This window comes from Microbacterium sp. AK031 (assembly GCF_024807145.1).
Taxonomy (GTDB): Bacteria; Actinomycetota; Actinomycetes; order Actinomycetales; family Microbacteriaceae; genus Microbacterium.
In genome coordinates this window covers 116,709-141,748 of sequence record NZ_JANUCA010000005.1, presented here as the reverse complement: position 1 = coordinate 141,748, position 25,040 = coordinate 116,709, and the positions used below count along the sequence as shown (strand labels likewise).

Genomic DNA, 25,040 nt, shown 5'->3' with positions numbered 1-25,040 from the left:
GCCGGTTCAGGCGGAGCGCACGGTGGCTGCGCGCGCAAGGTCTCGCAGTTCGCCGACCGCTGCGTTGTCGAGCCGCGCTCCCGAGAGGGCGCGGTCGGCCTCTTGCGCGTAAGCGGAGATGAGTCCTTCCACCTGCGCCAGCGCGCCCGACTCGGCGATCGTGGCCTGAATCGACGCCACCTGATCCGCAGTGAGCATCGGATCCCCTAGCAGCTCGTCGAGCAGTCGGCGGGCCGAGGCGTCCAGCTGTTCGCGGGTGAATGCGATCAGCACTGTGCGCTTGCCCTCGCGGAGGTCGTCGCCCGCCGGCTTTCCGGTGAGCGATTGATCGCCGAACACGCCGAGCACGTCGTCGCGCAGTTGGAACGCCATGCCGATCGGATGCCCGAAACGGCGCAGCGACTGCTGCTGGGCTTCGTCCGCTCCCGCGAGCATTGCTCCGAGCAGCAGGGGTTGCTCGATGCTGTACCTCGCGGACTTCAGCGACACGACGCGCAGTGCGCGATCGGCGTGCTCGGAGATGGGGTTTACCTGCCAGGCTGACTCTTCTGCGACATCGAGGAACTGGCCGGTGGTGACATCGCGGCGCATACGGGCGTACTCGCGTCGTACCTCAGGGGCCTGTGCGACGCCGGCGAGTGCCTGCTCGAGCAGATCGTCGCTCCACGCGACGAGAAGATCTCCGAGAAGTATCGCGGCTGCTCGTCCGAACGACTCGGCGTCTCCGGACCATGCCAGCGACCGGTGCTGCTGCTCGAGAGAACGGTGAGCGGCCGGGCCGCCTCTTCTGGTGTCGGAATTGTCGATCAGATCATCGTGCACAAGCGCAGCGGACTGGAATATCTCCAGTGCGGCGCAGAGATCCCAGAGGGCATCCGACTCTGCGGCTGCGCGCGTGGAGAAGCGCGCGACAGAGCGCCAGCCCGCGTGACAGAACCGCGCCCTCAGCCGCTTGCCGCCCTGCAGAGTGGCCGCCGCGGACGCGATGAACATCCCGGCATCCGGGCCGTACTCCTGCGACTGGGATGCAATGGTGGTGAGGAAGCGACCCAGGCGGGCGGAGACCGCGTCCTGGACAGGCGTGGAGGGGAGCACGATAATCAGCTTAGGTTCTCAGCTGATAACTAGCCTCGGCGGTTCTGCGAGCGTAGAATGAAAGACACTTGAACCAAGGGGGGCGTCATGCCACTGTCTGAACAGGAGCAGCGTCTGCTCGACGAGATGGAACGCCATCTCCTGCACAACGACGCAGACATCGTAACCGCGCCCTCCGGCGATCGAACGCTCAGCTACCGCAATCTCGTGTACGGCTCGGTACTGCTGCTCGTCGGCATCGGCGCTCTGGTGGCCGGCGTCGCGCTCGGTGGCCAACTCGGTGCTGTCGCCAGCGTCATCATCGGAGTTATCGGATTCGCGGCGATGGTCGCAGGCGTCATTCTCGCGGCGACTCCCGTGCGGCGTATCGGCGGCACATCCCGTGCCCGAGCCGGCGCAGCGTCGAAGCCGCCGCAGAGTTCAGCCTCGTTCATGGATCGTATGAACGATCGATGGGACCGCCGCCAAGACGGTCGCTGACCTTCCCACCTCCCAAAGCCCGGATGCATTGAGCATCCGGGCTTTTCTGCGTCTCGGGTGATTGTGAAGCGCCGACGACACAGCTTCCCTCCATTTTCCCTCCACGCCCCTCCACCGACCTTGCGCTCAGTTCTGCCGCGGAATCATGCGGCCGCCGCGCGCAGACCGCAGCAGGTATGCCATGCTTTCCCGGTTTGCTCATATCAATGTGGAGCAAAGTGGAGTAAAGTGGGGGACACCTCGAGTTGGCCGGACGCAGAGGGGGTGATGGCCGATGTTGTTGGGAACGCATTCACCGAAGCTCGACGACAAAGGCCGAGTGATCCTGCCCGCGAAGTTCCGTGAGGACCTCGGCGGCGGCATCGTCGTCACCCGTGGTCAGGAACGTTGCCTCTACGTCTTCAGCACGGCTGAATTCGAGGCGATGCACGAGCGGATCCGGCAGGCTCCGCTCAGCAACAAGCAGGCACGTGACTTCCTGCGCATGTTCCTCTCGGGAGCGAGCGCGGAGATGCCTGACAGCCAGAACCGCATCACCATCCCCGGCCATCTCCGTCAGTACGCGGGGCTCGAGAAGGAGCTCGTCGTCACCGGCGTCGGCGCACACGCCGAGATCTGGGATGCCGCGGCCTGGAACGAATACCTCGCCGCCGGCGAAGACAACTACTCAGAACTCGAACAGGAGGTGATTCCGGGACTCTTCTGACCTCGACTGTGATGCCCCGCCGCTCCCGCCCCGACACACTTCCCCGGTGCCGGGTCGAGAAGCGGAGGGGGATCAGAGTCGAAGGTCACCCGAAAAGATTATGAACTTTCGCGACATCCACACCCCGGTCCTCCTCGAGCGCTGCGTCGAGTTGCTGGCACCCGCCCTGCAGCACGACGGCGCAGTGCTCGTCGATGCGACGCTCGGCATGGGCGGGCACTCCGAGGCGCTGCTCGAACGATTCGACAACATCCGCCTGATAGGGCTCGACCGCGACACCGATGCCCTGCGCATCGCAGGCCAGCGGCTCGAGCGCTTCGCCGACCGGATCACGCTCGTGCACACCGTCTACGACGAGATCGGCATCCATGCGCACGGCGCTTCCGGCATCCTGATGGATCTCGGTGTCTCTTCTCTGCAACTCGACGAGGCGGAGCGCGGTTTCGCGTACTCCAAGGATGCTCCATTGGACATGCGCATGGACCAGACGAAGGGCACCACCGCCGCCGACGTCCTCGCGACGTACAGCGAGGGCAACCTCCGGCGCATCTTCGAGCGCTATGGTGAAGAGAAGCTCGCGGCACGGTATGCCCGCTTCATCGTCCAGGCGCGTGACGAGAAACCGCTGGTGCGTTCGCAGGACCTCGTGGACCTGCTCCAGGCCGCGACGCCGGCCGCTGTGCAACGCGCGGGCCATCCCGCCAAGCGCGTGTTCCAGGCGTTGCGCATCGAAGTGAACTCTGAGCTCAGCGTGCTCGCCGATGCGATCCCCGCAGCCATGGACGCACTGGCTGTCGGCGGCCGAATCGTCGTCATGAGCTATCAGTCGCTCGAGGATCGTCTCGTGAAGCAGGCCTTCGCTGCGGCATCCGCTTCGACTGCCCCCGCAGGGCTCCCCGTCGAACTGCCACAGCACGCGCCGCGCTTCCGCACCGTCACGAAGGGCGCCGAGTTCGCCAGTGATGAGGAGAAGGCACGCAACCCTCGAGCCATTCCCGTGCGCCTGCGCGCTGCCGAACGAATCCGGGAGGCAGCATGAGTCGCCAGTCAGCGGCAGCATTGCTGCCAGAGCCGATCGCTCCCGCGCCTCGGGCGCCTCGGCGGCTGAAGCCCGTCAGCGCACCTGCGCGGCGTTCGAAGCCGAAGCTCGCCTACGCGCTCATCGCGCTCGGGGGAGCGGCTGCCATCGGCATCGCGCAGATCGGGCTGTCCTTGGCGATCACCCACGATTCCTTCGTACTCGCAGATCTGACCTCTCAGCAGCGCGAGCTCAACCTGCAGGCGAGTGCTCTGGAAGACGAACTCGCCGGAACGAGTTCTCCCCAACTGCTCGCGATCAAAGCAGCCGAGCTGGGGATGGTGGTCGCCGGCGCCGCCTCGTACCTGCGGCTCAGCGATTCCGCAGTGCTGGGCGCCAACGCCGGTGCGGACGGGAAATCCACCATCGATCCGAACGGCACCGGTGCCGTGCACAATGCACTGCTGAATCAGAAGGAACTCGCGACGGCTGCGGCGGATGAAGCCGTGACATCCGCGAACGGCACGACGGAGACTGTCGATCCGGATCTTCCCCCACCCATCACCGACGGACTTCCAAGCCCCACGACCCGCTGAGCACGAGGGAGAGAGCGACATGACGACAAGAGCGACCCGCGGCCCACGACGCCGCACGGTCGTCGCTCTCGCGGTCATTCTCGCGGTGCTGGCGGCATTCGTCATCCGTCTCGTCGACATCCAAGTGGTCAGTGCAGACGATCACGTAGAGGATTCGCTGCAGGTCGGTCAGCTCGGCTCCACCGTGCCGCTGTACGGCAGCCGCGGTTCGATCGTGGATGCGAACGGCACGCTGCTCGCATCCGGGGTCACCGTCTATGACGCTGTGCTGGATCCGAAGGTGATCAAGCTGCTCGAGGATGCCGACACCCCGCCAAAGCTGGCGTGGGCTGACGCGGCCGACCAGATCGCAGCGATCACCGGGCAGGATGCCGAGGAGATCCGTACAGGCGTCGCTGAGACGCTCGCGGCCGATCCGAATTCTCAGTACTACCCGCTCAAGAAGGGCCTCAGCACCGAGAAGTTCCTGGAACTGCGCGACCTCGGACTCATCTATCTGCACATGAAACCGCGCGAGACGCGCGTGTATCCGAACGGCGCGGTCGCCGGCAACGTGATCGGTTACGTCGACAGCGCAGGAATCGGCCAGTCCGGCGTGGAGAAGCTCGAGACGCAATGCCTCTCGCCCACCAGTGGCGAGCGCACGTATCTGCGCGGCAAGGATGGCAACGTCATCCCCGGCAGCGACCGCACGGTAGAGGCGCAGGACGGTGGATCGGTGCAGTTGACGATCGACAGCGACCTGCAGTGGTACCTGACGCAGATGATCTCGGAGGAAGCGCAGAGGATGGGCGCCCAGTCCGGCACGGTCACCGTCGTGGAAGTGAAGACGGGAAAGATCCGTGCGGCGGCGGAATGGCCTTCCCTCGATCCCAACGACCTCAACGCCTCTTCCCCCGACGACTGGGGCACCAAGCTGTTCACGCACACGTTCGAACCGGGGTCGCCATTCAAGGCGATCACGGCCGCCGCAGTACTGGACTCCGGCGCGGCTGACCTAAATACGACAGTGTCCGCGGCGAGCAGGGAGACGTTCTCCAACGGCGCCGTCATCAATGACGCCTTCGTGCACGGTGCTGAGAACTACACGCTCGCCGGTGGGCTCATCGACTCGTCGAACGTCACCCTCTCGAAGTTCGGCGAGATGGTCGACCCGCAGGTGCGCTTCGACTATCTGCAGAAATTCGGTGTCGGCGAGAAGACGATCGGCTTCCCCGGTGAAGAGCCCGGTGTGTTGCACCCGGCCTCTGAGTGGGATGCCCAATCGCTGTACACCACGACGTTCGGGCAGCACTTCACCGTCACGGCGCCGCAGCTCGCCGGTGCCTATCAGGCGATCGCGAACGGTGGTGAGAAGATCGATCTGTCACTCATCGAGTCCTGCACGAACCACGACGGCGACGTCGTGAAGCCTGATGCCCCCGAGCGCGAGCAGATCGTCTCGGAATCGACCGCCGACACGGTGAGCAGGATGCTGGAGAACGTCGCTGTGCAGGGTGGTCTGTCCGAGATGATCGAGATCCCCGGGTATCGGATCGCGATCAAGACAGGTACCGGTGAGGTGCCTGACGGGAACGGCGGTTACAAGCAGGGGGTGTACTTCACGAGCATGGTCGGCTTCGCTCCGGCGGACGATCCGCAGTACGTCGTGGTGGTCACGCTCGACCAGCCGACTAAGGTTGTATCGTCCACCGCCACGGCATCCGCCTTCCAGCAGGCGATGACGCAGGTGCTGAAGACCTACCGCGTCTCGCCCTCGACCATCCCGATGGACGAACTGCTTCCCAAATTCAAATAGCCGGCACTGAGCCGCGCATGGAGATTTCATGATCGCCCTGACGCTTGCCGAGATCGCCGCAGTCACCGGTGGTGACCTGCGTCTCGTAGATCCTGACACCGCGGAGACCGCGGTGTCAGGAGCCGTCGACACCGACTCGAGGAACATGACCGCGGGTGGCATCTTCATCGCCAAGCCGGGTGCCGAGACCGACGGGCATCACTTCGTCGCCGCGGCGGCTGCAGGCGGAGCATCGTTGGCGATCGTCGAGCACATCGTCGACGCCCCGGTGTCTCAGGTGGTCGTGACGGATGCTGTCGCCGCTCTCGCCGACCTCGCTCGCGCCGTCGTCGCGCGCGTGCGCGCAGGTGGCCGGCTGAAGATCGTCGGCATCACGGGATCGAACGGCAAGACGACCACGAAGAATCTCCTCGCCCGCATCCTCGAGGACGAAGGCGAGACGGTCGCCCCGATCAACTCGTACAACAACGAGGTCGGCGCCCCGGTCACCATGCTGCGCGTCACGGAGAGCACCAGGTATCTGGTCAGCGAGTTCGGCGCCGCCGGCCCGGGCAGCATCGCCCACCTCGCGGGCCTCGTCGAGCCCGATGTCGCCGTCGTCCTCATGGTCGGCATGGCACATGTCGGGGGGTTCGGCGGCATAGAGGCGACGGCGAAGGCCAAGGCGGAACTCATCGCGGCTTCACGCCCCGGTGGCACCGCCGTGCTGAACATCGACGACTCCCGCGTCGCCGCCATGTGCGATACAGCCACGGCGCACGATATGAACATCGTCGGCTTCGGCCAGGATTCCTCAGCAGACGTCCGCGCGACTGACGTCCAGGTGGCGGCGGACGGCACGCGTGCGCTCATCACGACAGCGGAGTCGAGCCTGCCCCTGCATCTGAAGGTGCTCGGGGCTCACCACATCACCAACGCACTTGCGGCGATCGCTGCCGCGGGCGTTCTCGGCGTGCCTCTCGCCGACGCTGTCGCCCGGATCGAGACGGTCGAGGTCGCGGAGCGCTGGCGCATGCAGCCACTCGGCAACGACCGCGTGCGCATCATCAACGATGCGTACAACGCCAGCCCGGACTCCATGGCTGCGGCTCTGCGGACTCTGGCGCAGATCACCGGACCGGACGAGCGCACTGTCGCGGTCCTCGGGGCGATGAGCGAGCTCGGCGAGAGCGCAGGGGAGGAGCACGACCGGATCGGACTGCTCGCCGTGCGCCTGAACATACGGCGCATCGTCGTGGTCGGCCCCGAGGCGCGTCGCCTGTACCTCTCGGTCGTCGGCGAGGGGTCTTGGGACAGCGAGGCCGTGCACCTTCCTGATCAGGACGCGGCATACGAATACCTGCGCACGGAGCTCCGCGACGGAGATCGCGTGCTCGTGAAATCATCCAATTCCGTGGGCCTTCGGCATCTCGGCGATCGTCTGGGAGAATTGTTCTCGTGAGATCACTCCTCATGGCGGCTGCGATTTCGCTCGCCTTCACTCTGTTCCTGACTCCCGTCTTCCTGCGGCTGTTCCGCCGGTGGGGCTGGGGGCAGGTGATCCGCACCCCCGAAGACATCGCGAATCCGAGCCACGGCGCCAAGCGCGGAACGCCGACGATGGGCGGCCTGATCTTCATCGTCGGCACCATGGTCGGCTACTTTGTAGGTGTCTACGCCGGTGGCAGCGAGCCGGCACTGTCGGCGATCCTCGTGCTCTGGCTCATGGTCGGCTTCGGAGCCGTCGGCTTCATCGACGACTACATGAAGGTCAAGTCCCAGCGCAGCCTCGGTCTCTCCGGCTGGCGCAAGGTGGTCGGGCAGCTCGTCGTGATGATCCCGTTCGGCGTGGTCGCCCTGAACTTCCCCAATCAGTACGACCAGAGGCCCGCCAGTAGCTACATCTCGCTGTTCCGCGACATCTCCTGGTTGGACCTGTTCGCCTTCGGTGTCATCATCGGCTGGATCGTCTACTTGATCTGGATCGCCGTGATCGGCATCGCCACGTCCAACAGCGTGAACCTCACAGACGGCCTCGACGGCCTCGCATCCGGTGCCGGCGTTTTCGTCGTCGGCGCGTACAGCCTGATCGCCTTCTGGCAGTTCAAGCAATCCTGCACGAGTACAGGCGTTGACCCTGGGACTCTCGACGCCTGCTACGAAGTCCGAGATCCGTTCAGTCTTGCGATCGTCTCGGCATCGTTCGCCGCAGGGCTCATCGGCTTCCTGTGGTGGAACGCACCAAAGGCCAAGGTCTTCATGGGCGATGTCGGGTCGATGGCGATCGGTGGCGTCATCACGGCGATGGCGATCCTCACCCGCACCGAGCTGCTGCTGTTCGTGATCGCCGGTGTGTTCGTGCTGTCCTCCGGATCAGTCATCGTGCAGCGTCTCTACTTCAAGATCACCCGCGGCAAGCGTCTGTTCCTGATGAGCCCGTTCCACCATCATCTGGAGATGCGCGGCTGGTCCGAGATGACGATCGTCGTGCGCCTGTGGATCATCGCCGGTCTGCTCGCGGTCTCTGCAGTCGGACTGTTCTACGTCGAATGGCTCACTGGAGTCGACGGATGAACAGCCCTCGACTGGATGCCCTGACCAGCTGGCACGCGGATTGGAAGGGCCTGCGGGTCGCCGTCCTCGGGCTGTCCGTGACTGGCTTCTCCGTGGCGGACACGCTCGCAGAACTGGGCGCCGATGTGCTCGTGCTGTCGGAATCGGCCGAGGAGGAGTACGAACGGCTCGTGCCGGTGATCGGCGCTCGCCTCGAACTCGGCGCGCTCGACGAGGTGTCGCAGGTGTTGCGCGATTTCGATCCGGAAGTCGTCGTCGCATCCCCCGGCTTCTCGCCGACGCATCCGATCATCCGCTGGACGCAGGACGCCGGCATCGCCCTGTGGGGCGACGTCGAACTCGCCTGGCGCGTCCGTGACAAGGTCGTGCGCGGTGACGGCACACCCGCCGAATGGGTGCTGATCACCGGCACGAACGGCAAGACGACGACGACTCAGCTCACGGCGACGCTGCTCGTCGAGGGCGGTCTGCGTGCGGCGCCGTGCGGCAACATCGGCATCCCCGTGCTCGACGCGGTCCGCGATCCGGCCGGCTTCGACGTGCTCGTGGTGGAGCTCTCCAGCCACCAGCTCTGGTACGTCGGCCAGAGCAGCAGCGCGGGCGAACTCGTTCCGTACGCATCGGTGTGCCTGAATCTCGCCGACGACCATCTCGTCTGGCACGGGAGCGCCGAGGCCTATCGCGACGCGAAGGCATTCGTCTACCGGAACACCCGCGTGGCGTGCGTGTACAACAAGGCCGACGAGGCGACGCGCATCATGGTCGAGGACGCCGAGGTCATCGAGGGCGCGAGGGCGATCGGATTCGACCTCGGTGTTCCAGGACCGAGCGATCTCGGTGTGGTCGACGGCATCCTCGCCGACCGCGCGTTCCACCCCGATCGCGCGCACAGCGCGCTCGAGCTCACCACGGTCGCAGACCTCGCCGAGGCGGGACTCGCCGCACCGCACATCGTCGAGAACATCCTCGCCGCCAGCGCGCTCGCGCGATCGCTCGGCACGGCTCCAGAGGCGATCCGACGTGCGCTGCAGACATTCCGGCTGGACGAGCATCGCATCCAGGTCATCGCTAGTCATGCCGGCATCACGTGGGTCGATGACTCGAAGGCCACCAACCCGCACGCCGCGGCCTCGTCGCTGCGTGCCTACCCGGGTGCCGTCTGGGTGGTCGGCGGCGATCTCAAGGGCGTGGATCTCTCCGATCTCGTGGCGGATGCCGGGAGAACCGCCAGCGCGGCGCTCGTGATCGGCGTCGAGCGCGACGAGGTGGTCGCGGCATTCGAGCGACACGCGCCAGCGGTGCCGGTGATCGAGGTGGTCACTGGCGAGACTGAAGATGTCATGACCCGCGTGGTGGAACTCGCCGCAGGGATCGCCGATGACGGGGGAACGGTTCTGCTGGCTCCCGCAGCGGCATCCTTCGACCAGTTCACCAGCTACGGGGACCGTGGCCACCGTTTCGCCGACGCGGTGCGCAAGTGGATCGACCGGGGGAGCGCCGATGACACAGGTAGCCCGCCCGCCGCGCACTGACGCGGGGCAAGCAGGCAGAGGGCTCGCCGCGCGAGTTTCCCTCGGGCGCATCTTCACGCCGCCGTCGAATGAATACATGCTCATCGCTTCGACCGCGCTGCTGCTCACGGTGTTCGGGATCATCATGGTGATCTCGGCGACGAGCGCCACGGAGTCCGGTGTGATGGACACCGCCATCAAGCAGGCGATGTTCGCGGCCGTCGGCATTCCGCTGATGTTCCTGGTCAGCCGACTCCCGCTCCGGTTTCTCAAGAGGACGGCGTGGCCGGCGCTGATCCTCGCCACCATCGTGCAACTGCTGGTGTTCGTCCCCGGCATCGGTGTGGGCAGTGACGGCAACCAGAACTGGATTCGAATCGCAGGATTCACGATGCAGCCGTCCGAGTTCCTCAAACTGGCGCTCGCGCTGTGGGTCGCATACGTGCTCCTGCGCAAGCGCGCGCTGCTCGGCATCTGGCAGCACGTCTTCATCCCCGTGATCCCCGTCGCAGTGCTCGTGATCGGCACGGTGCTCGCAGGGCGAGACCTCGGCACGGCGATGGTGATGGTGCTGATCCTGCTCGGGTGTCTGTTCTTCGCCGGCGTCAAGCTGCGACTGTTCATCATCCCCGTGCTGCTCGGCGTCGTCGGAGTCGCCGCCCTGGCTGTGCTCAGCCCCGACCGCATGCGACGCATCTCGGCCGTGTGCACCGATATGACCAACTACGAGAACGACTGCTATCAGTCGATCCATGCCGTCTGGGGCATGGCGAACGGCGGAATCTTCGGCCTCGGTCTCGGCAACTCGCAGGAGAAGTACGGCTGGCTCCCTGCTGCGGCGAACGACTTCATCTTCGCCATCGTCGGCGAGGAGCTCGGGCTCATCGGCGGTCTCGTCGTACTCGCGCTGTTCACGTTCTTCGCCGTCGGCACCTTCCACATCATCCGCAAGACGACGGACCCCTTCGTCCGCGTCGCGGCCGGCGGCATCACCGTCTGGATCATCGGCCAGGCGCTCATCAACATCGGCGTCGTCATCGGCATCTTCCCCGTGCTCGGGGTTCCGCTGCCATTCATGTCACAGGGCGGCACGGCGCTTCTCGCGGTGCTCCTGGCCTGCGGCGTGCTGCTCGCTTTCGCTCGCACGATCCCCGCACCTGCGCGGGGTAAAGTCACCAGGTGACCACGTACCTCCTCGCCGGCGGCGGCACCGCCGGCCACGTCAATCCGCTGCTCGCCGTCGCCGATTCGCTGCGGGAGCGCGACTCGGAATCGACCGTTCTCGTTCTCGGGACCAAGGAGGGGCTGGAGGCCAGGCTCGTTCCAGAACGGGGCTACGAACTGCTGATCGTCGACAAGGTTCCGTTCCCCCGGCGTCCGAACAAGCAGGCTGTGGCGTTCCCCGGGAGATTCCGGAAGGCGATCGCGCAGGTGCGTGCGCACATCCGACAGCACCGCGTCGATGTGGTCGTCGGGTTCGGCGGTTACGCGTCGGCACCCGCTTATCTGGCCGCACGCCGCGAGAAGGTGCCGTTCGTCGTCCACGAGGCGAACGCGAAGCCAGGGCTGGCGAACGTGCTGGGCGCGCGGAGCGCCGCCGGCGTTGGCGTCGCCTTCGAAGGCACTCCGCTGAAGCGCAGCGAAGTAGTGGGCATGCCGTTGCGTCGCGAGATCGTCGATCTCGATCGTGCGGCGACGCGGTCGGAGGCCGCGGCGCACTTCGTGTTGGACGCCTCGCGGCCGGTGCTCCTGGTCTTCGGTGGCTCACTCGGCGCGCAGCGTCTCAACGAGGCGTTCGCAGACTCCTGGGGCGACGTGCTCGAGGCAGGATGGCAGTTGCTGCATGTGACGGGGGAGCGCAGCGCCCTCGCGGACCCGGAAGCCCCCGGATACGTCGTGCGTCGCTACGTCGACCGCATGGATCTGGCCTTCGCGCTGGCCGATGTGATCGTCTCCCGCGCCGGTTCTGCGACCGTCAGCGAGGTCAGCGCACTCGGCATCCCGGCCGTGTACGTGCCTTACGCGGTCGGAAACGGCGAGCAAAGCCTGAACGCCGCATCCGCGGTCGCTGCAGGGGCCGCGATCCTGCAGCATGACGGCGACTTCACGGGTGACACGGTCCGCGACACGATCGTGCCGCTGCTGGGGGACACCGATCGCCGGACCCGGATGGCCGCGGCCGCCGAGCACGTCGGCACCCGCACCGGCACGGAGAACGTCGTCGCGATGATCGACCGTGCGCTCAGTGCCGCGAATTAGAATGGACAGGACATGATCAGACCTGACCTCTCCCTCCCCATCCCGGAGTCCATCACCGCAGCCCACTTCATCGGGATCGGCGGATCCGGGATGAGCGGGCTCGCGAAGATGTTCCTGGAAGCAGGCATCCGAGTGTCCGGATCCGACCGCGCGGACAGCGACGCACTTCGGTCACTCGCCGCTGCCGGGGCCACCGTGCATGTCGGCCACGACGCGGCCAACCTCGGCGATGCCGACACCGTCGTGCACACGGGCGCCATCTGGCCGGAGAATCCGGAGTTCGTCACCGCCAAAGAGCGTGGACTGCATGTGATCCACCGCTCGCAGGCGTTGCACTGGCTCATCGGCGGACGCCGACTGGTCTCTGTCGCCGGCGCGCACGGCAAGACGACGTCGACCGGCATGATCGTCACGGCGCTGCAGTCGCTCGGCACAGACCCGAACTTCGTCAACGGCGGAGTGATCGAGCAGCTGGGCACATCCAGCGCGTCCGGATCGGATGACCTCTTCGTCGTCGAGGCGGACGAGTCCGACGGCACTTTCCTCCTGTACGACACGGCGATCGCGCTGATCACGAATGTCGACCCCGACCACCTCGATCACTACGGATCGGATGACGCATTCCACGACGCGTTCATCCGCTTCGCAGACGCGGCGAGCGAAGCCGTCGTGATCTCCAGCGACGACCCCGGCGCGCTCCGCGTGAGGGAGGGGCTGTCTCATCAGAATGTGATCAGCTTCGGCGTCGCGCCCGACGCCGACGTCCGTCTCACCGAGATCTCCACCGCCGGTCCCGTTGCCGCCACCATCACGCACGCGGGACGCAGCGAACGCATGCAGCTCGTCGTGCCGGGCGCGCACAACGTGATCAACGCCGCGGGAGCCGTGGCCGTGGTCCTGACGCTCGGCCACGACCTCGTAGATGCCGTTCGCGCCGTCGAAGGCTTCGCGGGGACCGTACGCCGATTCGAACTGCACGGGGTCGAGCGCGGCGTGAGCGTTTTCGACGACTATGCGCATCACCCCACTGAGGTGAAGGCCGCACTCGAGGCCGCGCGCAGTGTCGTCGGCGACGGGCGCCTCATCGCGATTCAGCAGCCCCACACGTATTCACGGACGCAGCACATGTATCGCGAGTTCGCCGAAGTGCTCGAGACATACGCCGATCACACGGTCATGCTCGACGTCTACGGTGCGCGTGAAGACCCCGTCCCAGGGGTCACCGGGGCGCTCGTCAGCGACGCGTTCAGCGACCAGGAGCGCGTGCACTACGTCGCCTCCTGGCAGGACGCCGCCGAGTACACGGCGACGGTCGCGCGCGAGGGCGACTACGTCATCACTCTCGGCTGCGGCAACGTCTACCTGATCATCCCGCAGGTGCTCGAATCACTGCGGCGGACGACCGGAGCCTGACCGATGCGTCGTCCGGCCCCGCTTCCGACTCCGCCGGAGCAGCAGGCGAAGCCCGCACCCGATCGCTCGTCCCGCCGTGCGCGCGATGCGCGCACGGAATCGGGCGATGCCGTACAGCCGGCGGCGGGCGCGGCCTCGGCGGTCGAGGGTATCGAAGAGACGCGAGTGGATGCCGCCGGCGCAGAACCCGAATCGTCGGACGGCCTCACTGCCGGGGATGTCTGGCGCGCCGCACGTGCCCGTCGCAAGGCACTGCGAGCAGAGATACGTCGCTTCACCCAGCGCTCGCGCCGTCGTCGTCTGATCTGGCTCTGCGCCACCGGCGCCGTGGTACTGCTGATCGGAGGCAGCGTCGCGGCGGCATACAGCCCGCTGTTCGCCGTCGAGAAGATCACCGTCGCCGGAGCCTTTGCCTTGGATGCGGCTGCCGTGGAGGCCGCGCTGGCTGACCAGGTCGGCACGCCGCTGGCGCTCGTCAGCGAGAGCGAGGTCAAAGCAGCGCTCATCGCGTTCCCGCTGATCGAGACCTATGCGCTCGAGGCCAAGCCTCCGCACGATCTCGTCGTCCGGATCGTGGAGCGCACGCCGATCGGCGTGATCGAGTCCGGCGCCGGGTTCACCCTCGTCGATGCGGCAGGCGTCGCGCTGTCGACGACGCCGGATCGCCCCGAGGGACAGCCGGTGATCGCCGTGGACGGGGGCATCGAATCCGATGCCTTCGAATCGGTCGGCCTCGTCGTTCGCTCTCTGCCCGCCGACGTGCGCGCGATCGTCACCGATGTCTCCGCATCGACCCTGGACGATGTCACGCTGAAGCTCTCAAGCGGGCTCACGGTGGTCTGGGGGAGCGCGGATCGTTCCGCTTTCAAGGCGGAAGTGCTCGCGTCGACGATGCTCGCGAACCCCGCCGCTCGGGAGATCGATGTGTCCTCTCCCGAGGTCGTCGTCGCCGGTTGATCCCCGTCGCCGACCGAGGTCGGCGCGCAGCAGGTGTTATTGCACGTCAAAGCGGCGACACGCCCGTGTCGTTGCGCCCGCGAGGCCTCGCGGCGCATACCTTCGATCAAGAGAACGCAATACCGGGAAATACTTTACACCTCTAGTTGAGGTTTAAGGTTCACATTCGTTTCCAGGCTCAACACATCGGAGGCCGGCCATGAGCCAGAACCAGAACTACCTCGCCGTGATCAAGGTCGTCGGCGTCGGCGGTGGCGGCGTCAACGCCGTGAACCGCATGATCGATCTCGGCCTGCGCGGAGTCGAGTTCATCGCTGTCAACACCGACGCTCAGGCGCTGCTCATGAGCGATGCCGACGTCAAGCTCGACGTGGGCCGCGAGCTCACCCGTGGGCTCGGTGCAGGCGCCGACCCCGAGGTCGGCCGTCGTGCTGCCGAGGATCACGCCGAGGAGATCGAGCAGGCGCTCACCGGGGCCGACATGGTCTTCGTCACCGCAGGCGAGGGAGGCGGAACGGGCACCGGTGGTGCTCCGGTCGTCGCGCGCATCGCGAAGTCGATCGGCGCATTGACCATCGGCGTCGTCACCAAGCCGTTCTCGTTCGAAGGCCGTCGCCGTCAGAGCCAGGCAGAGGCCGGCGTCTCCAAGCTGAAGGAAGAAGTCGACACGCTCATCGTGGTGCCGAACGACCGTCTGCTGGAGATCAGCGACCGCGGCATCTCGATGATCGAGGCGTTCGCCACGGCCGACCAGGTGCTCCTCGCCGGTGTGCAGGGCATCACCGACCTCATCACCACGCCTGGTCTCATCAACCTCGACTTCGCCGATGTGAAGTCGGTCATGCAGGGCGCCGGCTCCGCTCTCATGGGAATCGGCTCCGCACGCGGCGCCGACCGTGCGATCAAGGCCGCAGAGCTCGCCGTCGAGTCGCCTCTGCTGGAAGCATCGATCGAGGGCGCGCACGGCGTGCTGCTGTCGATCCAGGGCGGATCGAACCTCGGCATCTTCGAGATCCACGACGCCGCCGATCTCGTGAAGGAGGCCGCTCACCCCGAAGCGAACATCATCTTCGGAACGGTCATCGACGACACGCTCGGCGACGAGGTGCGCGTCACGGTCATCGCGGCCGGGTTCGACGGCGGACAGCCCTCAGTGCGACTCGACCCGATGGTCGTCTCGCGCCCGGCGGCGGACACTCTGCCTGAGGTCTCCCTTTCGGACGACACGGAAGCACCCGCGGCAGAACCGACGCGGAACGAAGCCCCCCAGCAGCCTGCGCCGCGTGTCGCGGCGACGAGTCTGGAGCCGGCATTCGCAGATGACGACATCGACATCCCCGAGTTCCTGAAGTAGGCGACTTGTCCGAGCTTGCTGAGCGGCTGTCCGCGATCGACTCGCAGATCGCGGACGCTGCACGCATGGCGGGGCGGGACGCCGCAGAGATCACCCGCATCGTGGTGACGAAGTTCCATCCGGCATCCCTCGTGCGCGAACTGCACGCCGTGGGGGTGCGCGACGTCGGCGAGAACCGTCAGCAGGAGCTCGAGGCCAAGAGGGCCGAGCTGAACGACGCTCGGGCGCTCGATGGTCTGCGCTGGCACTTCATCGGTCAGGCGCAGACCAACAAGGCCGCATCCATCCGTCGAGGCGCGGATGCCGTGCACTCGGTCGACCGCATCAAGCTCGCCGATGCCCTGCACAGAGCTGCTTCACCGGCCGGTGAAGGCGAGCAGGACGTGCTGGATGTGCTTGTTCAGGTCAATCTCACAGACGATGCCGGTCGCGGGGGTGTCGAACCAGACGATGCGCAGCGCCTCGCCGAGCACATCCTCACATTGCCGTCCCTTCGATTGCGCGGCGTCATGGGAGTCGCGCCCCTCGATGAGGCACCGGCATCCGCCTTCGCGCGCCTGCATGGCGTTGCAGACCACATCCGCTCGGTCGACGCGAGTGCCACGTGGATCTCCGCAGGCATGACCGGCGACTTCGTCGAGGCGATCGCGGCAGGTGCGACACACCTGCGGATCGGCTCCGCAATCACAGGACCCCGGCCCGACCGGGGTTAACCTCGAATCAGATCAGCCCACGTCGAACACGGAGGACACGATGGGAAACCCGCTCAAGAAGACCATGGTGTACCTGGGACTCGCCGACGAGGAAGAGGCCTACGAGGAGCAGGTGGCCCCGGCCCCTGTTCGGGCCCACCGCGATCGCGATCGCGAGCACGAAGAGGCCGCCCCGGCACCGGTGACGCCATTGCGTCGCCCCGTTGCCGTGCGTCAGCCCTCGGCCGGCACCGTGAACGAGATCCTCACGGTGCACCCCAAGCAGTACCGCGACGCGCAGCTGATCGCCGAGAGCTTCCGCGAAGGCGTTCCTGTGATCATCAACCTGTCGCAGATGAGCGACGCCGACGCGCGTCGCTTGATCGACTTCGCCAGCGGTCTCTCCCTCGGCCTGTACGGCCGCATCGAGCGTGTCACCAGCAAGGTGTTCCTGCTCTCTCCGGAGAACATCGCAGTGTCGGGTCATGGCGGCATCGCGAGCGCAGATCCGGAGTCTGCGGGCTTCGATCAGTCATAAGCCGTGGCCGCACTGGTCTCGGTGATCGCATCGATCATTCATCTGGTCCTGCTGATCTACATCTTCGTGCTCTTCGCGCGGTTGATACTCGACTACATCCCGCTGTTCAATCGTGAATGGCGCCCCAAGGGCGCAGGCCTCGTCGCCGCAGAAGTCATCTACACGGTGACCGATCCTCCGATCCGGCTGTTCCGGCGCTTCATCCCTCCAATGCGCATCGGAACGCTCTCGCTGGACTTCGGTTTCACCTTCACCATGCTCGCCGTGCTGATCCTGATGTCGATAGTGCGCGCGTTCATCTGAGCGCGGCCTTCCGGCGCCGTCGGTCACGTCTCACATCGCGTCACTTGCGAGCGGGGACTATGCTTGCTCCGAGGTGCGCGCCCCGGGTACGCGCCGGATCAATACCGAGCCACACTTCAGTCACTGGCAACAGAACTCATCGAAAGAGGAGCCGAGAACAATGGCACTGACCCCGGATGACGTCGTCACCAAGCAGTTCCAGCACGTCCGTTTCAAGGACGGCTTCGACCCGGACGAGGTCGATGACTTCCTCGACGAGATCGTCGTCGAGTGGCGCAAGGCCCTCGAGGAGAACGCCGAGCTGAAGACGAAGCTCGCCGCCTACGAGTCCGGCGAGACGCCGGCCGCTCCGGCTGCGGCCGAAGAGACCCCCGCCGTCGTAGACGAGGTTCCCGCACCGGTCGTCGCGGCGGCTCCCGCCCCCGTCGTCGAGGCCCCGGCCGGAGGCCCGACCACGGCGACCGCCGGCATCATCGAGCTCGCGCAGCGCCTGCACGACGAGCACGTCGCCGAGGGTGAGGCCAAGAAGAGCCAGCTCATCTCGGAGGCCCAGACCGAGGTCGACCGCATCCGTGCCGAGGCTCAGGCGAAGCAGCGCGAAGAGTCCGCACGCCTCGAGCGCGAGCGCAACACTCTGGAAGCGCGCATCACCGAGCTCCGCAACTTCGAGCGCGACTACCGTACTCAGCTCCGCGGCTACATCGAGGGCCAGCTCCGCGATCTCGACGAGAAGTCGGCATCGACGGACTCCACCCCGGTCTCCGCCATCGGGCTGTAGGTCGTCCCTTTGCCAGGACGTCGTCCACTCAGTCGGTCGGCGGCCGGCATCATCGTCGCGGTTCTCGCGGCCCTGGTGCTGGCCGCCGATCAGTTTGTGAAGCACCTCACCATCGAGAATCTGCCGCTGCACGAGGTGGTGCCGGTTCTCGGTGAGTTCCTTCAGCTGTACTACATCCGCAACTCCGGTGCGGCATTCTCGCTCGGCAGCGAGGTGACGTGGATCTTCACGATCGCACTCACCGTCGTCGCCGGCATCATCATCTGGAAGTCGTTCGGCCTGCGCTCTCGCCTGTGGGCCGTCGTGCTGGGGCTGCTGCTCGGCGGTGTGCTCGGAAACCTCACGGATCGCCTGCTGCGCGAGCCGGGTTTCGCCGTCGGACATGTCGTGGACATGATCTCGATGCCGTGGATGATGCCCGCGATCTTCAACGTCGCCGACATCTTCATCGTGTGCGGCATGATCGCCGTCGCCCTGCTCGTCGTGCTCGGTCTGCGTTTCGACGGCACCCGTGAGAAGGATGACATCGCGTCGGATGCGGATGCGGATGCGGATGCTGACGCAGTCGCTGGTGCGGAGCATGGCTCCGACATCGAGAAGTCTGAAGCATCGATCAAACCTGAACCCGAACAGGCCGGCTGAAGATGGAATCCCGGTCGCTGCCCGTGCCGGACGGACTCGAAGGCGCACGTGTCGATGCCGCCCTCGCGAAGATGCTCGGCTTCTCGCGTACATTCGCCGCAGAGGTCGCTGAGGCCGGCGGTGTGAGTCTGGACGGCGTGACATTGGGCAAATCCGATCGGCTTCACGCCGGCGGCTGGATGAGCGTCGAGTGGCAGCCCAAGGAAGAACCCAGGATCATCCCGGTCGTCGTACCCGACTTGGGGATCATCTATGACGATGACGACATCGTCGTGGTGGACAAGCCGTCCGGTGTCGCCGCTCACCCGTCGCAGGGATGGGACGGCCCGACTGTGCTCGGGGCTCTCGCCGGTGCGGGCTTCCGCGTCGCCACCAGCGGTGCCGCCGAGCGTGCCGGCATCGTGCATCGGCTGGATGTCGGCACGAGCGGGCTCATGGTGGTCGCGAAGACCGAATCGGCGTATACGGCGTTGAAGCACGCCTTCAAGACGCGAACGGTCGAGAAGGTCTATCACGCTGTCGTGCAGGGGCATCCTGACCCGCTCACCGGCACGATCGACGCGCCGATCGGGCGGCATCCGAATCACTCATGGAAGTTCGCCGTCACGCCCTCGGGCAAGGATTCGATAACGCACTACGAGACGCTTGAGGCGTTTCCAGGAGCCTCGCTTCTCGAGATCCATCTGGAGACCGGGCGCACGCACCAGATCCGCGTGCACATGGCTGCTCACCGGCATCCATGCGTAGGAGACCCGCTCTACGGCGCCGACCCGACGATCGCGGCTCGGCTGGGACTCACCCGGCAGTGGCTGCACGCGCATCGGCTCGGATTCACGCACCCGGCGACGGGGGAGTGGGTGCAGTTCGAGTCCCCGTATCCTGCTGACTTCGTGCATGCGTTGGAGATCCTGCGCGGGGAGTGATCGGCGGATCGTCCGTGGCCACCGGCACATTGGGGATATGAGTATCGACGTACGACCGGCGACGGTGTTCGACGATGTCGCCGTGCTTCTGGGGCCGAAGAAGCCGACCTCCAATGTGTGCTTCTGTCTGAGCTATCGGATCGGAAGCAAAGAGAACGTCGCGCTGCGCGGTCCGGACCGCGCGGAGCGGGTGCGGGAGCTGCGCGCTCACGACCCCGCGCCAGGAGTGATCGCCTATCTCGGGGATGAACCAGTGGGCTGGGCGGCCCGGGCATCCGGCGCTCCCGCCGTCGAGGGCTATCCCGTCGACAACCATGGCGAGAAGGTGAATCAGACCATGATGTACGTCGGCACGAAGGCGCTCTTCGAGGGGGCTGGGTTCAGCCAGGCCGCGGAGACCGGGTCGGTGCTCGACGGCTTCCCACGCGTGCTCATGCGGCTCGATCTCTGACGGCCGATCCGTCGGGCACTGCTCATATCAAAATGCCGACGTCGGCGCCCCGACGTAGACTCGAAGACGTGGCATCCGACTCCTTCGTACACCTGCACGTGCACAGCGAGTACTCGATGCTGGATGGTGCTGCCAAGATCAACTCGATGACGCAGGCGGCCGCTGATTACGGCATGCCGGCCATCGCCGTCACCGATCATGGCAACACCTTCGCGGCCTTCGAGTTCTACAACGCGGCGAACAATGCGGGTGTGAAACCGATCATCGGCCTCGAGGCCTACGTCACCCCTGGAACGCACCGCAGCGACAAATCGCGCGTGGCGTGGGGGTCTCCGGATCAGAAGCGCGACGACGTCTCCGGCTCCGGTGCGTACACCCACATGACCATGTGGAGCCAGAGCACCGAGGGCATGCACAACCTCTTCCGGTTGAGTTCGCTGTCCAGCCTCGAAGGCCAGTACTTCAAGCCGCGTATGGACCGCGAGCTGCTGCAGACGTACGGCAAGGGCCTCATCGCCACGACCGGCTGTCCGTCCGGTGAGATCCAGACCCGCCTGCGACTCGGGCAGTACGACGCCGCGCGCGCAGCCGCAGCCGAGTTCCAGGACATCTTCGGCAAAGAGAACTACTTCGCCGAGATCATGGATCACGGACTCTCGATCGAGCGCCGGATCATGACAGATCTGCTGCGCCTGGCCAAGGATCTCGGCATCCCCCTGGTCGGCACGAACGACTCGCACTACACGCATCAGCATGAGGCCGATGCCCACGCGGCGCTGCTGTGCGTGCAGTCCGGGTCGACTATGGACGACCCGAATCGCTTCAAATTCGACGGCGACGGCTACTACATCAAGACCGCGCAGGAGATGCGCCAGCTCTTCCGCGACAACCCGGAGGCGTGCGACAACACGCTGCTGATCGCCGAGCGCTGCCAGGTCGAGTTCAACACCGCGGCCAACTACATGCCCCGGTTCCCCGTGCCGGAAGGCGAGACCGAAGACAGCTGGCTCGTCAAAGAGGTCGAGGCCGGCCTGCATTACCGCTACCCGTCGGGCATCCCGGACAAGGTGCGCAAACGGGCCGAGTACGAGACCGGCATCATCCTCCAGATGGGCTTCCCGGGCTACTTCCTCGTCGTCGCCGACTTCATCAACTGGGCGAAGGACAACGGTATCCGCGTCGGTCCGGGTCGTGGTTCCGGTGCCGGATCGATGGTCGCCTACGCGATGAAGATCACCGACCTCGATCCGATCGAGCACGGCCTCATCTTCGAGCGCTTCCTCAACCCTGACCGTGTCTCGATGCCCGACTTCGACGTCGACTTCGACGATCGTCGTCGCGGCGAGGTGATCGACTACGTCACCGAGAAGTACGGCTCTGAACGCGTCGCGCAGATCGTCACCTACGGCACGATCAAGTCCAAGCAGGCGCTGAAGGACGCCGGGCGCGTGCTCGGCTTCCCGTTCAGCATGGGGGAGCGCCTGACCAAGGCGATGCCGCCGCCCGTGATGGGCAAGGACATGCCGCTGGACGGCATGTTCGACTCGAAGCATCCGCGATTCAAGGAAGCCAGCGAGTTCCGCACGCTGATCGAGACCGACCCAGAGGCGAAGACGGTCTTCGACCGTGCCGTCGGGCTGGAAGGTCTGAAGCGTCAGTGGGGCGTGCACGCGGCAGGCGTGATCATGTCGAGCGAGCCGTTGCTCGACATCATCCCGATCATGCGCCGCGAGCAGGACGGCCAGATCGTCACGCAGTTCGACTATCCCTCGTGCGAGAGCCTCGGCTTGATCAAGATGGACTTCCTGGGGTTGCGCAACCTCACGATCATCTCGGATGCTCTCGACAACATCCGCACCAACCGGGGCGAGGAGCTCGACCTCGAGCATCTCGAACTCGACGACCAGGGCGCCTACGATCTGCTCGGCCGGGGCGACTCTCTCGGAGTGTTCCAGCTCGACGGCGGGCCGATGCGTTCGCTCATGCGCCTGATGAAGCCCGACAGCTTCGGTGACATCTCGGCACTCATCGCGCTGTACCGGCCCGGCCCCATGGGCGCGAACTCGCACACGAACTATGCGCTGCGCAAGAACGGGTTGCAGCCGATCACCCCGATCCATCCGGAGTTCACCGAGTCGCTCGCCGAGATCCTCGACGAGTCGTACGGCCTCATCATCTATCAGGAGCAGGTGATGGCGATCGCGCAGAAGGTCGCCGGCTTCTCCCTGGGTCAAGCAGACATCCTCCGTCGCGCGATGGGAAAGAAGAAGAAGTCGGAGCTGGACAAGCAGTTCGAGGGCTTCCAGGCGGGAATGCACGCCAACGGGTACTCGGACGGCGCGGTGAACGCGATCTGGGAGATCCTGCTGCCGTTCTCCGACTACGCCTTCAACAAAGCGCACTCCGCCGCGTACGGCGTTGTCTCGTACTGGACCGCCTACCTGAAAGCGCACTACCCCGCCGAGTACATGGCGGCACTGCTCACCAGCGTCGGCGATTCCAAAGACAAGATGGCGATCTACCTCAACGAATGCCGGCGCATGGGCATTCAGGTGCTGCCCCCTGACGTGCGAGAGTCGATCAACTTCTTCGCGGCAGTCGGCGACGACATCCGCTTCGGCCTCGGCGCGGTCCGCAACGTCGGCAGCAACGTCGTCGACGGCATCGTCCAAGCGCGCGAGAAGGAGAACTTCGATTCCTTCCACGACTTCCTCAAGAAGGTGCCGCTGCACGTCTCGAACAAGCGCACCGTGGAATCGCTGATCAAAGCCGGGGCATTCGACTCGATGGGCGACACTCGTCGCGCACTGATGGAGATCCACGAGGATGCTGTGGAAGCAGCCGTCGATCAGAAGCGCAACGAGGCTCAGGGGGCCATCGGCTTCGATTTCGACAGCCTGTACGACGCCGTCGAGGAAGCCGTTCCCGCCAAGGTTCCCGCTCGTCCCGAATGGGTCAAGAAGGACAAGCTCGCGTTCGAGCGAGAGATGCTCGGCCTGTACGTCTCCGACCACCCTCTGGCCGGCCTCGAGGTGCCGCTGGCGAAGCACGCCTCGATCTCGATCCATAACCTGCTCTCCTCGGAAGACCTGCAGGACGGCGACCAGGTCACCGTCGCTGGACTCGTGACGAGCGTGCAGCACCGCGTCGCAAAGGCCAGCGGAAACCCATACGGCATGATCACCGTCGAGGACTTCAACGGCGAGGTCACCGTGATGTTCATGGGCAAGACCTACACCGAGTTCCAGCACACGCTGCAGCAGGATGCGATCCTCGCGGTACGCGGTCGGGTGTCGCGCCGGGATGACGGCCTCAACCTGCATGCGCAGTCGGCGTTCTCGCCCGATGTCGGCTCGTTCGATGCGGCAGGTCCCCTCGCTCTGGTGCTCGCCGAGCAGCGCGCGACAGAGCGGGTGATGAACGACCTCGCCGAGGTTCTGCGTCGCCACAACGGTGAGACCGAGGTGGTGTTGAGGGTGCACAGAGGCAGCACGGCGAAGGTGTTCGAAGTGCCGATGCCGGTGAAGGTCTCTGCCGACCTGTTCGGTGATCTGAAGTCGCTTCTCGGCCCGACATGCCTGGGATGACCGGGGGTAGTTCTCCCCTCACTTCCGGACGCGCTGCACGGGCACAAAGGGTAGTATCGGGACGCGTTGGGCGCACATGTTCAGTCCGAGTGCGCCACGATGAAAGGACCACGCGTCATGAGCACGGAATCCCCCCTCTCCAACGATCCTGAGCCCTCCACCGACTCGGAGCCGTTCACGGAAGACGACGGCGTGCTCTACGACGAAGAGGTCGCCCCGCAGCACGGAATCGCCGGCTTCACGCTGCGTGAGCTGCTCATCGTCGGAGTCTGGTTCATCGCGTTCGTCACCTCGTTCTTCCCCGTGTACGCGTACGAAGGTTCTGCATCGCTGTGGGGGCACGGCATCCAGTGGATTCTGGCTCTCGGGCTGCCGACGGCCGCCGTGTTCCTCATCGTGCTCCGCCGGTTCTCGCCTGACGGCATCCGCAGAGTGGGTTCGCTCGGAATCGACCAGTTCGCATCCGTGGCCTTTTCGGTGAGCGCTCTCTACTGGGCTGCCAGCAACTGGGACCTCATGTTGGTCTCTGCGGCCACGGGGGAGTTCGCGTTGACGTGGCTCACGATCCTCCAGCTCATCACTTCACTCGCGCTCGTCGTACTCACAGTGTTCGCGCCGCTGGTCCCCGGGCTGCGCGACGACTTCCACGGACGCCTCGTCACGCTCGCACACCGCAACGCCAACCCCGTTCGGCCCGTGATCGCGCGACCGCGTGTTGAGAAGCCCGCCCCTGCGCCGCAGGAGTCATCGGTCGTGGAACAGGAACTCGCCGAGGATCACATGACCGACGATATGACGCACCTCGGGCTGGGCGATCGCCTGTCGTCGAATTCTCACGCGTCGAACGGCGAACGGCGCAGCACGTCGGGGCTCGGAGCAGATGTCGGTCTCGGAACCACAGTCGGCGCCGACGACGGTGACTACGTTCCCGCCTACGCGCGGACATCGCGCGGACGACTCGAGGACGACGGCGAGCAGGATGCCGTGGCACCCGACGCGCGAAGCGAATCGGCCGACCGGGCGGACGACACGCTCTACTCGGACGACACGCAGCTCTCGGACGGCACTGGACATGTGGCAGCCGATGACCGCACGGACGTCATCGAGGACCTCGACACGACGTCGCCCCGCGCAGTGCCCGCGCCGTCGGCGACCTATGCGAGCGAGGCGTCCGACGCCGTGCCCGCCGTGTCGTCGCAGCCGTTCTGGGCGCTCGCGCCGACGGAGCGCGACGTGTACGACGAGAGCGGTGAGCCGTTGTTCCGCATCGGGCCGACCGCATGGGCTCTGGTGATCGAAGATCGTGGCGGTGCGTATGTGATCCGTCACGACGACGGACGGATCGGCTACCTGCACGACATCGCAGACATCACGAAGGGCTGAAGT

At 65.7% G+C, this 25,040-nt stretch carries 23 protein-coding genes; 22 read left to right on the top strand and 1 reads right to left on the bottom strand.

Features of this window, described 5'->3' with window-relative positions; translation table 11 throughout:
* Positions 1 to 6 precede the first annotated feature (6 nt).
* The gene (locus HDC95_RS11275; RefSeq protein WP_259063586.1) at positions 7 to 1,095 is read right to left on the bottom strand and encodes a polyprenyl synthetase family protein; all 1,089 of its coding nucleotides are present in this window, start codon (positions 1,093 to 1,095) and stop codon (positions 7 to 9) included.
* A gap of 87 nt (positions 1,096 to 1,182) precedes the next feature.
* On the opposite strand from HDC95_RS11275, the gene HDC95_RS11270 reads away from it, so the two are divergent.
* The 22 genes from HDC95_RS11270 to HDC95_RS11165 all read left to right on the top strand — a co-directional run bounded on the left by HDC95_RS11270 (position 1,183) and on the right by HDC95_RS11165 (position 25,037).
* Entirely contained in the window at positions 1,183 to 1,575 is a 393-nt protein-coding gene (locus HDC95_RS11270) for a DUF3040 domain-containing protein (protein ID WP_259063585.1), read from the top strand.
* A gap of 274 nt (positions 1,576 to 1,849) precedes the next feature.
* Entirely contained in the window at positions 1,850 to 2,281 is a 432-nt protein-coding gene (mraZ, locus tag HDC95_RS11265) for a division/cell wall cluster transcriptional repressor MraZ (RefSeq protein ID WP_259063584.1), read from the top strand.
* 100 nt (positions 2,282 to 2,381) lie between these two features.
* Positions 2,382 to 3,320, top strand: coding sequence for a 16S rRNA (cytosine(1402)-N(4))-methyltransferase RsmH (gene rsmH, locus HDC95_RS11260; protein ID WP_259063583.1), 939 nt, complete (start codon positions 2,382 to 2,384; stop codon positions 3,318 to 3,320).
* On the top strand, positions 3,317 to 3,895 hold the full coding sequence (locus tag HDC95_RS11255) for a hypothetical protein (protein WP_259063582.1): 579 nt from the start codon (positions 3,317 to 3,319) through the stop codon (positions 3,893 to 3,895). Before rsmH ends, HDC95_RS11255 begins: the two co-directional genes overlap by 4 nt.
* Positions 3,896 to 3,914: 19 nt before the next feature.
* Positions 3,915 to 5,693 (top strand): penicillin-binding protein 2, encoded by a 1,779-nt coding sequence (locus tag HDC95_RS11250; protein ID WP_259063581.1) that lies wholly within the window; start codon positions 3,915 to 3,917, stop codon positions 5,691 to 5,693.
* Positions 5,694 to 5,721: 28 nt separating this feature from the next.
* On the top strand, positions 5,722 to 7,134 hold the full coding sequence (murF, locus tag HDC95_RS11245) for a UDP-N-acetylmuramoyl-tripeptide--D-alanyl-D-alanine ligase (RefSeq protein ID WP_259063580.1): 1,413 nt from the start codon (positions 5,722 to 5,724) through the stop codon (positions 7,132 to 7,134).
* On the top strand, positions 7,131 to 8,246 hold the full coding sequence (mraY, locus tag HDC95_RS11240; protein ID WP_259063579.1) for a phospho-N-acetylmuramoyl-pentapeptide-transferase: 1,116 nt from the start codon (positions 7,131 to 7,133) through the stop codon (positions 8,244 to 8,246). Before murF ends, mraY begins: the two co-directional genes overlap by 4 nt.
* Positions 8,243 to 9,778 carry a UDP-N-acetylmuramoyl-L-alanine--D-glutamate ligase gene (murD, locus tag HDC95_RS11235; RefSeq protein WP_259063577.1) on the top strand — a complete coding sequence of 512 codons (1,536 nt, stop codon included), beginning with the start codon at positions 8,243 to 8,245 and terminating at the stop codon, positions 9,776 to 9,778. Before mraY ends, murD begins: the two co-directional genes overlap by 4 nt.
* Positions 9,747 to 10,940 (top strand): putative lipid II flippase FtsW, encoded by a 1,194-nt coding sequence (gene ftsW, locus HDC95_RS11230; protein ID WP_259063575.1) that lies wholly within the window; start codon positions 9,747 to 9,749, stop codon positions 10,938 to 10,940. The genes murD and ftsW overlap by 32 nt, the downstream gene beginning before the upstream one ends.
* Positions 10,937 to 12,016, top strand: coding sequence for a glycosyltransferase (locus HDC95_RS11225; protein WP_259063573.1), 1,080 nt, complete (start codon positions 10,937 to 10,939; stop codon positions 12,014 to 12,016). Before ftsW ends, HDC95_RS11225 begins: the two co-directional genes overlap by 4 nt.
* A gap of 12 nt (positions 12,017 to 12,028) precedes the next feature.
* Positions 12,029 to 13,429, top strand: coding sequence for a UDP-N-acetylmuramate--L-alanine ligase (murC, locus tag HDC95_RS11220; RefSeq protein WP_259063571.1), 1,401 nt, complete (start codon positions 12,029 to 12,031; stop codon positions 13,427 to 13,429).
* Positions 13,430 to 13,432: 3 nt separating this feature from the next.
* Positions 13,433 to 14,386 (top strand): FtsQ-type POTRA domain-containing protein, encoded by a 954-nt coding sequence (locus tag HDC95_RS11215; RefSeq protein ID WP_259063569.1) that lies wholly within the window; start codon positions 13,433 to 13,435, stop codon positions 14,384 to 14,386.
* Positions 14,387 to 14,585: 199 nt separating this feature from the next.
* The gene (gene ftsZ / locus HDC95_RS11210) at positions 14,586 to 15,740 is read left to right on the top strand and encodes a cell division protein FtsZ (RefSeq protein WP_259063568.1); all 1,155 of its coding nucleotides are present in this window, start codon (positions 14,586 to 14,588) and stop codon (positions 15,738 to 15,740) included.
* 5 nt (positions 15,741 to 15,745) lie between these two features.
* Positions 15,746 to 16,453, top strand: coding sequence for a YggS family pyridoxal phosphate-dependent enzyme (locus HDC95_RS11205; RefSeq protein ID WP_259063567.1), 708 nt, complete (start codon positions 15,746 to 15,748; stop codon positions 16,451 to 16,453).
* A gap of 40 nt (positions 16,454 to 16,493) precedes the next feature.
* On the top strand, positions 16,494 to 16,970 hold the full coding sequence (locus tag HDC95_RS11200; protein ID WP_259063566.1) for a cell division protein SepF: 477 nt from the start codon (positions 16,494 to 16,496) through the stop codon (positions 16,968 to 16,970).
* 3 nt (positions 16,971 to 16,973) lie between these two features.
* Positions 16,974 to 17,273: a YggT family protein gene (locus HDC95_RS11195; RefSeq protein ID WP_259063565.1), complete on the top strand. Its 300-nt coding sequence runs from the start codon at positions 16,974 to 16,976 to the stop codon at positions 17,271 to 17,273.
* Positions 17,274 to 17,433: 160 nt separating this feature from the next.
* Complete coding sequence (locus tag HDC95_RS11190) at positions 17,434 to 18,051, top strand: DivIVA domain-containing protein (RefSeq protein WP_259063564.1); 618 nt, start codon at positions 17,434 to 17,436, stop codon at positions 18,049 to 18,051.
* Between the two features lie 9 nt (positions 18,052 to 18,060).
* Positions 18,061 to 18,693 carry a signal peptidase II gene (gene lspA / locus HDC95_RS11185; RefSeq protein ID WP_259063563.1) on the top strand — a complete coding sequence of 211 codons (633 nt, stop codon included), beginning with the start codon at positions 18,061 to 18,063 and terminating at the stop codon, positions 18,691 to 18,693.
* A gap of 2 nt (positions 18,694 to 18,695) precedes the next feature.
* Positions 18,696 to 19,616 (top strand): RluA family pseudouridine synthase, encoded by a 921-nt coding sequence (locus HDC95_RS11180; RefSeq protein WP_259063561.1) that lies wholly within the window; start codon positions 18,696 to 18,698, stop codon positions 19,614 to 19,616.
* 37 nt (positions 19,617 to 19,653) lie between these two features.
* The gene (locus HDC95_RS11175; protein ID WP_259063558.1) at positions 19,654 to 20,067 is read left to right on the top strand and encodes a GNAT family N-acetyltransferase; all 414 of its coding nucleotides are present in this window, start codon (positions 19,654 to 19,656) and stop codon (positions 20,065 to 20,067) included.
* 116 nt (positions 20,068 to 20,183) lie between these two features.
* Complete coding sequence (gene dnaE / locus HDC95_RS11170; protein ID WP_371131271.1) at positions 20,184 to 23,654, top strand: DNA polymerase III subunit alpha; 3,471 nt, start codon at positions 20,184 to 20,186, stop codon at positions 23,652 to 23,654.
* A gap of 117 nt (positions 23,655 to 23,771) precedes the next feature.
* Positions 23,772 to 25,037: a hypothetical protein gene (locus tag HDC95_RS11165; protein ID WP_259063555.1), complete on the top strand. Its 1,266-nt coding sequence runs from the start codon at positions 23,772 to 23,774 to the stop codon at positions 25,035 to 25,037.
* Positions 25,038 to 25,040 lie beyond the last annotated feature (3 nt).

What these genes read in the sequence shown, in the direction of transcription:
- HDC95_RS11270 (WP_259063585.1), top strand. Translation starts at nt 1,183, where the DNA reads ATGCCACTGTCTGAACAGGAGCAGCGTCTGCTCGACGAGATGGAACGC.
- mraZ (WP_259063584.1), top strand. Translation starts at nt 1,850, where the DNA reads ATGTTGTTGGGAACGCATTCACCGAAGCTCGACGACAAAGGCCGAGTG.
- rsmH (WP_259063583.1), top strand. Translation starts at nt 2,382, where the DNA reads ATGAACTTTCGCGACATCCACACCCCGGTCCTCCTCGAGCGCTGCGTC.
- HDC95_RS11255 (WP_259063582.1), top strand. Translation starts at nt 3,317, where the DNA reads ATGAGTCGCCAGTCAGCGGCAGCATTGCTGCCAGAGCCGATCGCTCCC.
- HDC95_RS11250 (WP_259063581.1), top strand. Translation starts at nt 3,915, where the DNA reads ATGACGACAAGAGCGACCCGCGGCCCACGACGCCGCACGGTCGTCGCT.
- murF (WP_259063580.1), top strand. Translation starts at nt 5,722, where the DNA reads ATGATCGCCCTGACGCTTGCCGAGATCGCCGCAGTCACCGGTGGTGAC.
- murD (WP_259063577.1), top strand. Translation starts at nt 8,243, where the DNA reads ATGAACAGCCCTCGACTGGATGCCCTGACCAGCTGGCACGCGGATTGG.
- ftsW (WP_259063575.1), top strand. Translation starts at nt 9,747, where the DNA reads ATGACACAGGTAGCCCGCCCGCCGCGCACTGACGCGGGGCAAGCAGGC.
- murC (WP_259063571.1), top strand. Translation starts at nt 12,029, where the DNA reads ATGATCAGACCTGACCTCTCCCTCCCCATCCCGGAGTCCATCACCGCA.
- HDC95_RS11215 (WP_259063569.1), top strand. Translation starts at nt 13,433, where the DNA reads ATGCGTCGTCCGGCCCCGCTTCCGACTCCGCCGGAGCAGCAGGCGAAG.
- ftsZ (WP_259063568.1), top strand. Translation starts at nt 14,586, where the DNA reads ATGAGCCAGAACCAGAACTACCTCGCCGTGATCAAGGTCGTCGGCGTC.
- HDC95_RS11200 (WP_259063566.1), top strand. Translation starts at nt 16,494, where the DNA reads ATGGGAAACCCGCTCAAGAAGACCATGGTGTACCTGGGACTCGCCGAC.
- HDC95_RS11190 (WP_259063564.1), top strand. Translation starts at nt 17,434, where the DNA reads ATGGCACTGACCCCGGATGACGTCGTCACCAAGCAGTTCCAGCACGTC.
- HDC95_RS11180 (WP_259063561.1), top strand. Translation starts at nt 18,696, where the DNA reads ATGGAATCCCGGTCGCTGCCCGTGCCGGACGGACTCGAAGGCGCACGT.
- HDC95_RS11175 (WP_259063558.1), top strand. Translation starts at nt 19,654, where the DNA reads ATGAGTATCGACGTACGACCGGCGACGGTGTTCGACGATGTCGCCGTG.
- dnaE (WP_371131271.1), top strand. Translation starts at nt 20,184, where the DNA reads ATGCTGGATGGTGCTGCCAAGATCAACTCGATGACGCAGGCGGCCGCT.
- HDC95_RS11165 (WP_259063555.1), top strand. Translation starts at nt 23,772, where the DNA reads ATGAGCACGGAATCCCCCCTCTCCAACGATCCTGAGCCCTCCACCGAC.